Genomic DNA, 12,282 nt, shown 5'->3' with positions numbered 1-12,282 from the left:
CAACACATAACCAGAACCAACACACACACCATAAGCCTCACTGCACCTGATGAAGGAGTTACACCATGCAACTCGATTCTCTGTTCAGTAAAAAATTCAACAGCCTGTGTATCGCTTTGGCCCTGACTGGCGCCTGCATGGCAGCCCAGGCCGATCAACTCGCCGACGTGAAAAAATCCGGTGAACTGGTGGTGGGCACCGAACTGCAATTTGCGCCTTTCGACTTCACCGAGAACGGTAAACAGAAAGGCCTGAACTCCGAGCTGTTCGAGCAGTTGGGCAAAGAATTGGGGGTCAAGGTCAGGTTCATGGACCTGCCATGGCCGAGTGTGTTGCCAGGGCTGGAAGCCAAGAAATTCGACATCGTCGCCGGTCCTATCATCGTGACCAAGGCACGCAAGGAGCGTTACCACTTTGTCATGCCGATCGCCGAGGCAACCGTAGCGTTGCTGGTCAGCGCCAAGGACAGCCCCGTCAGCAAACCTGAAGACATCGCCGGCAAAGTCGTGGGCGCCGGCAAAGGTTCGGCGCAACTCGAAGAACTGAAAACCTTCGCTGCCACCCTGCCGAAAAAGGTCGATGTGCGTGAATACATCGACAACAACCAGGCCTACGCAGAACTGGGGACCAAGCGCATCGTCGCCGTCGCCAACTCACTGCCGAACATCTCCTACGTCGCCGCCCAACACCCGGACAAGTACAAAGTGGTGATGCCTCCCTTTGGCAAGAAATCCTACTTCGCCTACCTGGGACGCAAGGATGACGACGCCAACAGCCTGATCGCCGCTCTCGACGCCGCCATGCTGAAAATGCACGAAGACGGTCGTCTTGCCGCCCTGCAGAAGAAATGGCTGGGTACCGAGATGGACGTGCCAAAAGCCGACTTCGAGCCCACCTGGTAAACAAGGATTGCAGGGTTCATGAACGGATCGCCGGCTCAGCCGAGCCGGCGATTTATCCACTGGAGGCACGACGATGTTCGATTGGCCTTTACTGCTGCAAAACCTGCCCCTTCTACTGGACAGCCTGCTGGTGACCCTCGAGATTTCCGTCGCGGCACTGGCCATCGGCTTTGTCATCGGCGTTATTGTGGGCAGCCTGCGTCTTTCCCCCCTGCCGCTGCTCAGACGTTTGGGGGGAGCTTATATATTCGTGTTCCGTGGCATACCGCTGCTGGTGCAACTGCTGTTCATCTATTACTTCCTGCCGCGTATCGGCCTGCCCAACGTTTCGCCCATGGTGGCGGCGGTGATCGGGCTGTCCCTGGCGGCCGGCGCCTATATCGCTGAAATCATGCGCGGTGGCTTTCTCGCCATCCCCGGCGGTCAGTTGGAAGCGGCCGGTCTACTGGGTCTGAGTTCAGGGCAAATGCTGGTGCGCATTCGCGTCCCTCAAGCCGTGCGCCTGACACTGCCGGCACTGGTCAATGAAATGATCCTGCTGATCAAGGCTTCGTCGCTGGTGTCGGTGGTCGGTCTGGCCGACCTGACCCGCACAGCGCAGAACATTGCGGCCAGCGACTACATGTTCGTTCAGGACTACCTGATGCTGGCCGGCTTCTATTGCCTGATCAACATCCCGCTGGCGTTCTTCGGCGGCCTGCTGGAACGCCATCTGAAGGAGCGCACGGCATGATCTTCGACCCCACGATCATCACCCATCACCTCGCCGACATCGGCCAGGGCTTCATGGTTACGCTCGGCACCTGGTCCGCCGGTGTCGCACTGGGTCTATTGCTGGGCTTATTGATTGCCGTCGCGCAACTGTTCGGCAACAGCCTGGTGCGCGCGCCGTTGCGAGTGTTCATCGAGATGATTCGAAGTACGCCGTTTCTGGTCCAGTTGTTCCTGGTGTACTACGGCGGCCCGTCTTTCGGTTTGAGCCTGGACCCCATTCCGGCCGGCATCCTCGGTTTGGGCATTTATGGCAGTGTTTATTTCGCGGAAATTTTCCGTACCGGTTTTGAATCCGTCGCCCGCGGGCAACTGGAAGCCGCCGACTGCCTGGGCATCACCCGCCTGCAATGCATCACGCGCATCCAGATCCCACAAATGCTGGTGATCATCCTGCCCGCGCTGGTCAATCTGATCACCATCCTGTGCAAGGAAACCGCCGTGCTGTCGATCATCACCATCCCCGAACTGACGATGGTCCTCACCGGCATTGGCTCGGAAACCTTCGCCTTTGTCGAAACCCTGCTGGTGCTGTGCATCGGCTACCTGCTCTTGGTGGAAGCCTGCTCGCGGCTGGGCATGCTGCTGGAAGTACGCGTAGGGCGATTCATGCAGAAGCAGCCGCAATGAGCCACCTCCATTCGACACCGACTGCTGCACCACACTCATCCGTATTGAACGAATCAGGTGAAGCGATGAAGACTTCAAAAACACTCTCCGACAACAGCGCGCCGATGCTGAAACTGCACAATGTCGGCAAGAGCTTCGGCAACCTGCGTGTGCTCAAGGGTATCGACTTGCAGGTCCGGCATTCTGAAGTGGTGTGCCTGATCGGCCCTTCCGGCTCGGGCAAAAGCACCCTGCTGCGCAGCATGGCGTTTCTTGAGGAGTACGACGAGGGCGAAATCTATATCGAAGGCCAGTTGCTTGGCTGGGTACCGGACAACGGCAGAGGCCGCAAGCGCGCGGCGCAGTCGCAGATCAATCAGGTGCGGCGCAATGTTGGCATGGTCTTTCAGCAATTCAACCTGTGGCCGCACATGACCGCCCTTGGCAATGTCAGTGAAGCCTTGCTGCGTGTGCGAAAGCTGTCCGCCGATGAGGCTCGGCAACGCGGCATGGCGATGCTGGATAAAGTCGGTCTGGCCCATAAGGCCTCGGCCTATCCGGCGCAGTTGTCCGGTGGCCAGCAACAGCGCGTGGCGATTGCCAGGGCATTGGCCATGGAGCCGCACATCATGCTGTTCGATGAACCCACCTCTGCCCTCGACCCGGAACTGGTCGGTGAAGTACTGCAGGTCATGAAAACCCTCGCCAAAGAAGGCATGACCATGGTGGTGGTCACCCATGAGATGGGTTTCGCCGCTCAGGTCGCCGACTCGGTGGTGTTCCTCGATCAAGGCCAAGTGGTCGCTCAGGGTACCCCTCACGAAATCTTTCACAACGCCGAACAGCCACGTCTGCAGCAATTCTTGCAGAACTACCTGGACCGCAACGCCTTCTGGCAGGACACCAAAGAGGTTAGCCCGGTATGAATTCCAACGACCTGAATCTGCTGGCCCGCGCCGAAGTGCGTGACCTGGCCAGCTACAACGCGGGCCTGGGCTCGGACGCGGTGCGCAAGCGCTTTGGCCTGACCCGCATCGCCAAACTGGGCAGCAATGAAAACCCGATGGGGCCGGCACGCGCCGTCACCCCCGCGATGACCCAGGCCTGCAGTGAGATCGCGCTGTATCCCGATGCCGGTTGCCAGGCATTACGCGCCGCACTCTCGAAAAAACTCGACGTACCAGAAGATCAATTGGTCTTCGGCAATGGTTCGGAAGATTTACTGAGCGTTATCAGTCGCGTGTTCCTGGACCATGACGATGAAGTCGTCACCGTGGTGCCGTCCTTTGGACTGCATTTCATCTACCCAATGGCTGCCGGTGCCCGGGTAGTGGGCGTGCCGATGACCGATGAAGGCACGTTCGATGTGGCGGGCATGGTCGCCGCGCTCACGCCCCGCACGCGTTTGTTGATGTTTTCCTGTCCGTCCAATCCGGTGGGTTGCACCCTGAGCGCCGACGAATTGCAGCAGTTGCTCGGCGCATTGCCCGCACAGTGTTTGCTGGTATTCGATGAGGCCTATTACGAATACGCCAGATGGGAGGCCGACTATCCGGATTGCCTGGGCTTGATTCAGGCCAGCGGCAAACCCTTCATACTGCTGCGGACCTTCTCCAAGGCATACTCCCTGGCGGGCTTGCGAGTTGGTTACGGAATCGTCAGCGATCCACTACTGGCCGATTTGATCAACCGCGTTCGCACGCCCTTTAACGTTAACCGCGTGGCCCAAGCCGCGGCGGTTGCTGCGCTGGCCGACGATGAATACCTGCAAGCCTGTCTTTCCCATGTCGCCAGCGAACGCCGGAGGGTGGCCGTCGCGCTGCAAGAGCAAGGCATCGTGACGGCACCCTCCATGGCAAACTTTCTGTACTTCCGCACGCCTTATCCTGCCGAAGACATCAATCAGGCACTGCTACGCGAAGGCGTCATCATCAAGCCATGGCGCGAAGCCGGCTATTCTCAGCACTTGCGGGTATCCATCGGAAGCTGTGAGGATAACGACCTTTTTCTCCAGGCACTGGCAAAAGTACTTGCCGCACAAGCATTACGGACCGACTAATGATTAAAAATGCACCGCAAGCGCTCTATCAGCGCGCGAAGGATTTTGTGCAAGGCCAGCTTCGCGCGGGCGTTTGGAAACCCGGCGACCTGATCCCTTCAGAGAACCGCTTGGTGCAAGAACTGGGCATGTCGCGCATGACCGTCAACCGGGCATTGCGCGAACTGACTGAAGAAGGGCACCTGGTGAGGATTTCAGGCGTAGGCACCTTCGTCGCCGAAAGCAAACCGCAATCGAATCTGCTGCGAATCACCAACATCGCTGACGAAATCCTCGCTCGAGGTCACAGCTACACCTGCCGCGTCCTGCACCTGGGACGCGAGGCGGCTTCCATGCCGGTGGCCGCCGCCCTGGCGCTGCCCACCGGCTCTTCGGTTTTTCATCTGGTCTGTGTGCATTGCGAAGAAGGCGTGCCGGTGCAGCTCGAAGATCGTTACGTCAATCCCGAGCTGGTGCCGGATTTTTTGCAGCAAGACTTTGGCGAACACCTGCAACCCGCCAGATACCTTCTGCAAATCATCAGGCCCGATGAAATGGAGCATATCGTCGAAGCCAGCCACCCCAGCAGCGACGAAAGCAAACACATGCAAATCGATGCCAATGAACCCTGCCTGGTCCTCATGCGCCGGACCTGGAGTCAGGGCAAAATTGTCACCTACGTGCGCCTGATCCATCCCTCCTCACGCTATCGCCTGGGAAGTCGCCTGCCGGTAAATGGCGCACACAGAGACAGTTAAGGCCTGTGTATTGAACCCTGTGTGTCACTCTTCTTGAGCCCCTGATCGGGTCAACAGCTGCTCATTGATTGCCATCTGATCCCGCCCACGCGCTACCAGCCATCGATGGAAATCGCGGCAGTGAGCCTTGTCGAAAACATCCTTGGCCCCGACTAAAAAATAGGATGACGGCAATTGCAACGCCTGGGCGAATGGCATTATCAAACGCCCATCCGTTAACGCATCGGTAATCATTGAACATTGCGCCAACACTACGCCCTGTCCCGATATCGCGGCCTGAACAGCCATTGATGACAACGAATAGACACGATAACCATCGCGTATTTGTGAACTGTCAACTGCTTGGGCGCTGAACCAATCACGCCACGAGGGCGGAGAGGCGAACTTCGGCAACCAGTCAATCGACAACAGTGGATAGGCCAGCAAGTCGGCCGGAGTCCTTAGCGGTGCATCGGCTCGCAACATAGTTGGACTACAGACCGGAACGACGCAATCGCGGAACAGTTCAATAGCGTGCTCGGTAGACTCATAGTCCCCGTAAGTGACCCGAAAATCGATTTCGTAGCCATCGGGCGCGGGCTCCGCATGGCTGCCGTCGAGGAAGAGATTGAGTTCCGGGTGATCGCTCTGCCAAGTGTAGATAAGCGGCGCCAACCAATCTGACAATAAGGAGGGCAATGCACTGATGCGTAAGTTGCTGGCGCTCTTCGACCTCTCGACGTCTACCTGGGCAATGCGCAGTATTTCAAACGCTGCCACGCAGCTGTCGTGATATCGCTGGCCCGCCGCCGTCAAGCGAATGCGCTTGCCTACTTTGAAGGTCAAGCTCAAACCCAGGCTGTCTTCCAACAAGCGCATTTGCTGACTGACGGCACCGGCAGAGATGCCGAGGCGCCTTGCAGCTTCGACAATTCCACCATAGCGGCCTACGGCCTCGAAAACCTGTAAAGCACGCAGGGAAGGCAAGCTGTTCATAAGCGTCTCTGGTAACGAACTCGCCGATTAATACTTTAGCTCAGCTACACGAAGCAACAGTTTTTAACATCTTTTCGAATATTCAGACTCTCGTATTCTGGTCCTGTCACTGCCGGCTCCGAAGGCAGTGAACAACACAGTCAGGCAACGGCCATAACGTTGCTCAAGCAACATACAGCGCAAAACCCTATGACAGACAAAGGAAAATAAAAATGAAAAAATTTGTCCTTGCGGCTTTATTCGCATTCGCTTCCGCTTCCACCGGCGTCCAGGCCAAAGACCTCAGTGTCATTCGATTCGGTGTAGATCCGACATTTGCACCCTTCGAATCAAAAGCACCAGATGGGCAATTGGTCGGTTTCGATATTGATCTTGGTAACGCTATTTGCGCTCAACTCAAGGCTAAGTGTGTCTGGGTTGAAATCGCTTTCGACAGCATCATCCCGGCACTCAAGGCGAAAAAGTTTGATGGCATCCTTTCGGCGATGACCGTAAACGAAAAGCGCAAAGAAAATGTCGCGTTCTCTGACAAGCTTTACAACTCACCCAATCGTCTCATCGCCAAGTCCGACAGCGGTCTGATTCCCACCGTAGAGTCGCTCAAGGGCAAGCGAATCGGCGTGGCCCAAGGCAGCACCCAGGAAGCCTACGTTAGAGCCGCCTGGGCGCCGCACGGGGTCACCATGGTCTCTTACACGAACCAGGACCTACTGTACCCAGACCTTGTCAGCGGTCGTATCGATGCCACCTTGACTGATGCGGTAGTAGCGGATATCGGCTTTTTGCAAACACCCAGAAACACTGGTTTTGCCTTTGCGGGCGATACCGTCCAAGACGAAAAGCTACTAGGAAGTGGAATCGCGATAGGCCTGCGCAAGGAAGACCAGGAGCTGATTAACGCGATCAATGGCGCGCTGGCGGAAATGCACAAAAACGGCACCTACGACGCGATTCAGAAGAAGTACTTCACCTTCGATATTTATGAATGAAGCATGAGCAAAGGTCGTTAACCATCCTCGCCTGTAAAAGGCCAACAACAAAATAATAGGGAGAGAGCCCATGTTTTTACGAAACGCATGGTATGTAGCTGCCAGTGAAGCTGAGCTAGGCGAAGAGTTGTATCCCGTCACCCTTCTTAATGAACCTGTGGTGCTTTACCGCAAGAGTGACGGCACACCGGTAGCCCTCGAAGATGCCTGTCCACACCGCAAGCTCCCGTTATCGATGGGCCGTCGCAAGGGGGATAACATCGAGTGCGGCTATCATGGACTGACCTTCGACTGCTCTGGCAGCTGTGTCCGTGCTCCTGGTAGCCGACGCATTCCACAAGGAGCCAAGGTTCGCAGTTATCCTCTGGCAGTACGCTACGGTTTGATCTGGATCTGGATGGGCGATCTCGAACTGGCAGACGAAACGAAAATTTGCCATGTGCCGGAATGGGGTGACCCGGCATGGGGACTCAATCGTGGCGATAGCATGGTCATTCCTTGCAACTACCTTTACATGACCGACAACCTGCTCGATCCGGCTCATGTAGCGTGGGTGCATCAATCCTCTTTTGGTAACTCCGCCTGTGCAGAAGAACCGCTGCAAACGACAGTAACGGATGCCGGCGTGATAGTTTCTCGCTGGATGCGCGATGTCGAAGTGGCACCTTTTTATGCCAAGTTCGTCAAGTTCAAAGGCAATTGCGATCGCAAGCAGCACTATGAGGTGCACTACCCCGCACAGGCCATTATCAAGGCCTTGTTCACCCCGGCAGGGACAGGTTCCGACGAAGGTGCACTGCACGAACATGTGTTCCTCATGAACTCCTACAACTTCATGACACCCATCGACGAATCGAACACGCGTTACTACTGGTTCCAGGTGCGTAATTTCGATACCGAAAACGAAGATGTTTCCCGCCAGTTTGACGAAGACGTGCGCCACGCCTTCGCCGAAGATCGAGTAGTTCTGAGTGCCGTACACAAGGGCATGGCCAATAAACGCAGCCCCAACATCGATCTTGCCTCCGACTCAGGGCCGCTACGTTTTCGTCGCAACCTAAGTAAGTTAATTGCTCAGGAACAGCATGGCAGCTTGATTCCGCTGACCGAACAACACACCGCGGAACAAAAGATGGAGGCGTGAGATGGGCACTGAATCTCGGACACAGCACCCTCCTCAAGGCTTTAAAAGTTTTCGGGTGATTGAGAAGACACAAGAAAGCGCCGTCATCACCTCCTTCGTCCTGACTGCGGTCGATGGCGTTTCCAACCCTGGCTTTCGCCCGGGGCAGTACCTCATCGTTCGCCTCATGCTGGACGGCGGTGTCAAGGTGCTGCGCAACTACAGTCTCTCCGGGGACGCTAACGACAGGTCGCGCATACGCATTTCGGTCAAGCGCGAACCTGCACCTTTCGACCGACCCGAACTGCCGCCGGGCCAAGGCTCCAATCACCTGCACGACCATGTGCAGGTCGGTGATTTACTCGAGATCGCTGGCCCCACGGGCACCTTCGTGCTGGACGAAGAGAGTTCGAAGCCCGTGGTGCTGTTCAGTGGTGGCGTGGGACTCACGCCGATGCTGAGCATGCTTCATCAACTGAGTAATCGTTCGTCGCGGCCGGTGTATTTCATTCATGCCTGTGAAAATGGTGCAGTGCATGCTTTTCGCGACGAGGTGTTGTCACTGGCCAGCCGTCGCCCAGGGATCAGCGTGCACTTCTGCTACCGTAACCCTGATGCCGACGACCAGGCCAATGATGCCTTTCACAGCCAGGGCCTGGTCAGCCGGGATACCTTGCAACAGCTGCTTCCGCTGGATGACTACGACATCTACCTCTGTGGCCCCAGGCTCTTTATGCAGGCGAACTGGCGCCTGCTACGCAGCCTTGGGATCGCCGGCGAGCGCATCCATTATGAATTCTTCGGCCCTGCGACCATCCTCGAAGAAGACGACGTCATACCAGTGACGTCATCAATACCCGCGGTAACCGAGCCCAAGACACCGATCGGGACAACTGAAGGTGCACCGATCGTAGAGTTTCTTCCGACGGGCACCCGTGTGGTCTGGAATCAGAACTGCCAATCACTTCTCGAACTTGCTGAAGAGGCCGGTCTGACGCCGCCATTCAACTGTCGGGCCGGCCTGTGTAATACCTGTCAGGTCACCCTTCGAGAAGGCTCCGTCGAGTATTTCGAAACGCCGCTGGACACTCCTGAAGACGGCAATATTTTGCTTTGTTGTACACGGCCGACCACTGCAGTAACGGTGGATTTTCGGCAGTGATATGCCCTATTACGATCACCACCGCTCAAGGTCGAGGCCGGTGGGGTCGTTGAGGCGGATATCAATCCAGCGAAGCTCGAGACCGCCAAACAGCTGGGTGCTACCGACTTCGTCAATTCAAAGGAAAGGTCGCGGTGAGTTACCGTCATCTGAGGGTCTTCTCCTCGCCTGCTACCTGCCGCCTCGTCTCGATCAAATGACGAGAGATGTACTGATCCGGCAATGCTTTATCTATCGGGACACTGCTACGCGCGAACCCGGATTTCAACGTACTGATTGATGTACTTGAAATGCATGGCTGGCCGAAGCCGATAAAATTCGCCGGACGAAAAAAAAGAGGCCTAAGCCTCTTTCTTTTTTAGCCCTACAGTCTTCAATGAAGCGCTGCCAGGCAATGTTTGGAGCGGGAAACGAGACTCGAACTCGCGACCCCGACCTTGGCAAGGTCGTGCTCTACCAACTGAGCTATTCCCGCGTCTTGGTGTGGCGCATTCTATAGAATCTGGAAGCCCCGTCAACCCCTTGATTCAAAAAAGTTTTATTTCTTTTCCACGTCGGTCTTCAGATGTGGCCACGCTGCCCGTAAGTATTGGACCATGGACCACAAAGTCAGGCCTGCAGACACCATCAGCAAGGCATACCCCATCAGAACCCAGAAGCTGAAATCCGACGGATTGGCCAGCAGGATCACCAGCGCCAGCATTTGCGCGGCGGTCTTCCACTTGCCCAGGTTCGACACCGCGACGTGAGCGCGGGCACCGAGTTCCGCCATCCACTCCCGCAAGGCAGAGACGACGATTTCGCGACCGATGATGACGGCAGCCGGCAGCGTCAGCCAGAGGTTGCCGTGTTCCTGCACCAACAGCACCAATGCAACGGCAACCATCAACTTGTCGGCTACGGGATCGAGAAAAGCCCCGAACGGCGTGCTTTGCTCCAGACGGCGGGCCAGGTACCCGTCCAGCCAGTCCGTGGCAGCGGCAAATGCGAAGACAGAGGCTGATGCCACGTAGCTCCATTGGTAAGGCAGGTAGAACAGTAAAATGAAGATCGGGATGAGCAGGACGCGTAGAACGGTAATCAGATTAGGGATATTCATCGGCACAACTGGCTACGAGGTGAGGTGGCATTCTACTCGCTGTGCAGATTTGCATAAATCAACTCTGCGAGCTTTTTACTGATCCCGGGTGCTTTGGCGATCTCGTCGATGCTGGCACGAGACAGCTCCTGCAATCCACCAAAATGTTTCAACAAATCGCGGCGACGTGTCGGTCCAACGCCGGCAACGCCCTCCAGTGTAGACGTACGCCGGGTTTTGCCACGACGGGCGCGGTGCCCGGTGATAGCAAAACGGTGAGCTTCGTCGCGAATCTGCTGGATCAAATGAAGCGCGGGGGAATCACCGCGCAACGTGAACTCATGAGCGGCATCATTGAGGTACAGGGTTTCGAAACCGGCCTTGCGCGTCGCACCCTTGGCCACGCCAAGCAGGATCAGATCCGGCACCGCCAACTCATTGAGCACGTCGCGCGCCATGGACAACTGCCCCTTGCCGCCATCCACCAGTAAAATGTCCGGCAGCTTGCCCTCCCCGTCTTTCAGCTTGCTGAAGCGCCGAGTCAGCGCCTGATGCATCGCCGCGTAGTCATCGCCCGCCGTCACGCCTTCGATGTTGTAGCGACGGTAGTCGGACTTGATCGGCCCCTCAGGGCCGAACACCACGCAGGAGGCGACGGTCGCCTCGCCGCTGGAGTGACTGATGTCGTAGCACTCAAGGCGCTGAGGCGGTTCGTCCAGTTTCAGCACCTGCGCCAGCGCTTCAAAGCGCTCGGCAACGTGCTGGCGGTTGGCCAGGCGCGCGCCCAGTGCCTGTTCGGCATTGGTCACTGCCAATTGCTGCCAGCGCGCTCGTGTGCCACGCACCCGGTGACTGATGGTCAGTTCGCGACCGCGCAGCTCAACAATGGCCGCAATAAGCGTCGGGAAGTCTTCGTGAACCACGTTGACGATCAGCTCGCTCGGCAAGTCGCGTTCCGGGCTGCTGATGAAATACTGGCCGAGAAACGCCGCCATGACTTCGGAAACGTCCTCTTCAATACCGACCTGCGGAAAGAAGTTCTTGCTTCCCAGCACTCGCCCACCGCGCACGCTGATCAAGTGAACGCAGGCACCGCCGGGATTGACGAACGCCGCGATCACATCGACATCGCCCGTCCCGCCTTCCATGCTTTGCTGATCCTGTACCCGACGCAGTAATGCGATCTGGTCACGCAGTTCTGCGGCGCGTTCGAACTCGAGATTGATCGCCGCCTCTTCCATTGCAGCGGACAACTCGTCACTCAGTGCATTGCTGCGGCCTTCCAGGAACATCACCGAGTGTCGCACGTCTTCGGCATACACCTCGGGCTCCACCAGACCGACACAAGGCGCCTTGCAGCGTTTGATCTGGTATTGCAGGCAAGGCCGCGTACGGTTCTTGTAGTAACTGTCTTCACACTGCCGGACGAAAAAGGCCTTCTGCAACAGGCTCAGGCTTTCGCGAATGGCGCCGGCACTGGGGTAAGGACCAAAATATTTGCCCTTGGCCTTTTTCGCGCCGCGATGGATGCTCAAGCGCGGGAACTGGCCGTCGGAAAGGAAAACGTAGGGGTAGGATTTGTCGTCACGCAGCAGGATGTTGTACGGCGGACGCCATTCCTTGATCAACGTCTGCTCAAGCAACAGGGCTTCGGTTTCATTGGCCGTGATGGTCGTTTCGACCTGGGCGATTCGCGCCACTAATGCAGCGGTCTTGGGTGCCAGGCCGGTTTTACGGAAGTAACTGGACAGGCGATTCTTGAGGTTCTTGGCCTTGCCGACATAGAGCAGGCGGGCATCGCTGTCGAACATGCGATATACGCCGGGACGCCCACTGACGGTCGACAGAAAGGCGCCGGGATCAAAATTATCAGTCAT

General features: G+C 57.0%; 12 protein-coding genes and 1 tRNA gene. 9 read left to right on the top strand and 4 right to left on the bottom strand.

Annotated elements, in window-relative coordinates; translation table 11 throughout:
• Nucleotides 1–65: 65 nt before the first annotated feature.
• The 6 genes from F7R06_RS00725 to hutC all read left to right on the top strand — a co-directional run bounded on the left by F7R06_RS00725 (nucleotide 66) and on the right by hutC (nucleotide 5,078).
• Nucleotides 66–902: a transporter substrate-binding domain-containing protein gene (locus F7R06_RS00725; protein ID WP_090322617.1), complete on the top strand. Its 837-nt coding sequence runs from the start codon at nucleotides 66–68 to the stop codon at nucleotides 900–902.
• 73 nt (nucleotides 903–975) lie between these two features.
• Nucleotides 976–1,635, top strand: coding sequence for an amino acid ABC transporter permease (locus F7R06_RS00720; protein WP_090322620.1), 660 nt, complete (start codon nucleotides 976–978; stop codon nucleotides 1,633–1,635).
• Entirely contained in the window at nucleotides 1,632–2,303 is a 672-nt protein-coding gene (locus F7R06_RS00715; protein WP_090322622.1) for an amino acid ABC transporter permease, read from the top strand. Before F7R06_RS00720 ends, F7R06_RS00715 begins: the two co-directional genes overlap by 4 nt.
• A gap of 104 nt (nucleotides 2,304–2,407) precedes the next feature.
• A complete protein-coding gene (locus tag F7R06_RS00710) occupies nucleotides 2,408–3,208 on the top strand; it encodes an amino acid ABC transporter ATP-binding protein (protein ID WP_162842391.1) in 801 nt (266 codons plus the stop codon).
• A complete protein-coding gene (hisC, locus tag F7R06_RS00705; RefSeq protein WP_090322628.1) occupies nucleotides 3,205–4,341 on the top strand; it encodes a histidinol-phosphate transaminase in 1,137 nt (378 codons plus the stop codon). Before F7R06_RS00710 ends, hisC begins: the two co-directional genes overlap by 4 nt.
• Nucleotides 4,341–5,078, top strand: coding sequence for a histidine utilization transcriptional repressor HutC (gene hutC, locus F7R06_RS00700; RefSeq protein WP_090322630.1), 738 nt, complete (start codon nucleotides 4,341–4,343; stop codon nucleotides 5,076–5,078). The genes hisC and hutC overlap by 1 nt, the downstream gene beginning before the upstream one ends.
• A 24-nt stretch (nucleotides 5,079–5,102) precedes the next feature.
• On the opposite strand, the gene F7R06_RS00695 is transcribed toward hutC, so the two are convergent.
• Nucleotides 5,103–6,053, bottom strand: coding sequence for a LysR substrate-binding domain-containing protein (locus F7R06_RS00695; RefSeq protein ID WP_090322633.1), 951 nt, complete (start codon nucleotides 6,051–6,053; stop codon nucleotides 5,103–5,105).
• A 212-nt stretch (nucleotides 6,054–6,265) separates the two neighbouring features.
• Here F7R06_RS00695 and F7R06_RS00690 point away from each other — a divergent pair, with 212 nt between their 5' ends.
• The 3 genes from F7R06_RS00690 (at nucleotide 6,266) to F7R06_RS00680 (ending at nucleotide 9,327) form a co-directional block, all read left to right on the top strand.
• Complete coding sequence (locus F7R06_RS00690) at nucleotides 6,266–7,042, top strand: ABC transporter substrate-binding protein (RefSeq protein WP_090322635.1); 777 nt, start codon at nucleotides 6,266–6,268, stop codon at nucleotides 7,040–7,042.
• A gap of 70 nt (nucleotides 7,043–7,112) precedes the next feature.
• On the top strand, nucleotides 7,113–8,186 hold the full coding sequence (locus tag F7R06_RS00685; RefSeq protein ID WP_090322637.1) for an aromatic ring-hydroxylating dioxygenase subunit alpha: 1,074 nt from the start codon (nucleotides 7,113–7,115) through the stop codon (nucleotides 8,184–8,186).
• A 1-nt stretch (nucleotide 8,187) separates the two neighbouring features.
• Nucleotides 8,188–9,327, top strand: a complete 1,140-nt coding sequence (locus tag F7R06_RS00680) for an FAD-binding oxidoreductase (protein ID WP_090322640.1) — start codon at nucleotides 8,188–8,190, stop codon at nucleotides 9,325–9,327.
• Nucleotides 9,328–9,726: 399 nt separating this feature from the next.
• Here the strand turns inward: F7R06_RS00680 and F7R06_RS00675 are convergent.
• From F7R06_RS00675 to uvrC, 3 genes are all read right to left on the bottom strand, one after another.
• Nucleotides 9,727–9,802: transfer RNA gene (locus tag F7R06_RS00675), tRNA-Gly, on the bottom strand.
• Nucleotides 9,803–9,865: 63 nt separating this feature from the next.
• Nucleotides 9,866–10,426, bottom strand: coding sequence for a CDP-diacylglycerol--glycerol-3-phosphate 3-phosphatidyltransferase (gene pgsA / locus F7R06_RS00670; protein WP_047529703.1), 561 nt, complete (start codon nucleotides 10,424–10,426; stop codon nucleotides 9,866–9,868).
• Between the two features lie 32 nt (nucleotides 10,427–10,458).
• Nucleotides 10,459–12,282, bottom strand: a complete 1,824-nt coding sequence (uvrC, locus tag F7R06_RS00665) for an excinuclease ABC subunit UvrC (RefSeq protein ID WP_090327357.1) — start codon at nucleotides 12,280–12,282, stop codon at nucleotides 10,459–10,461.

The organism is Pseudomonas moorei (assembly GCF_008801475.1).
Taxonomy (GTDB): Bacteria; Pseudomonadota; Gammaproteobacteria; order Pseudomonadales; family Pseudomonadaceae; genus Aquipseudomonas; species Aquipseudomonas moorei.
This window is presented reverse-complemented; position numbering and strand designations above follow the sequence as displayed.

Coding starts and splice junctions, on each gene's coding strand:
- F7R06_RS00725 (WP_090322617.1), top strand. CDS start 66: ATGCAACTCGATTCTCTGTTCAGTAAAAAATTCAACAGCCTGTGTATC.
- F7R06_RS00710 (WP_162842391.1), top strand. CDS start 2,408: ATGCTGAAACTGCACAATGTCGGCAAGAGCTTCGGCAACCTGCGTGTG.
- F7R06_RS00685 (WP_090322637.1), top strand. CDS start 7,113: ATGTTTTTACGAAACGCATGGTATGTAGCTGCCAGTGAAGCTGAGCTA.
- uvrC (WP_090327357.1), bottom strand. CDS start 12,282: ATGACTGATAATTTTGATCCCGGCGCCTTTCTGTCGACCGTCAGTGGG.
- F7R06_RS00720 (WP_090322620.1), top strand. CDS start 976: ATGTTCGATTGGCCTTTACTGCTGCAAAACCTGCCCCTTCTACTGGAC.
- F7R06_RS00690 (WP_090322635.1), top strand. CDS start 6,266: ATGAAAAAATTTGTCCTTGCGGCTTTATTCGCATTCGCTTCCGCTTCC.
- hutC (WP_090322630.1), top strand. CDS start 4,341: ATGATTAAAAATGCACCGCAAGCGCTCTATCAGCGCGCGAAGGATTTT.
- F7R06_RS00680 (WP_090322640.1), top strand. CDS start 8,188: ATGGGCACTGAATCTCGGACACAGCACCCTCCTCAAGGCTTTAAAAGT.
- F7R06_RS00695 (WP_090322633.1), bottom strand. CDS start 6,053: ATGAACAGCTTGCCTTCCCTGCGTGCTTTACAGGTTTTCGAGGCCGTA.
- F7R06_RS00715 (WP_090322622.1), top strand. CDS start 1,632: ATGATCTTCGACCCCACGATCATCACCCATCACCTCGCCGACATCGGC.
- hisC (WP_090322628.1), top strand. CDS start 3,205: ATGAATTCCAACGACCTGAATCTGCTGGCCCGCGCCGAAGTGCGTGAC.
- pgsA (WP_047529703.1), bottom strand. CDS start 10,426: ATGAATATCCCTAATCTGATTACCGTTCTACGCGTCCTGCTCATCCCG.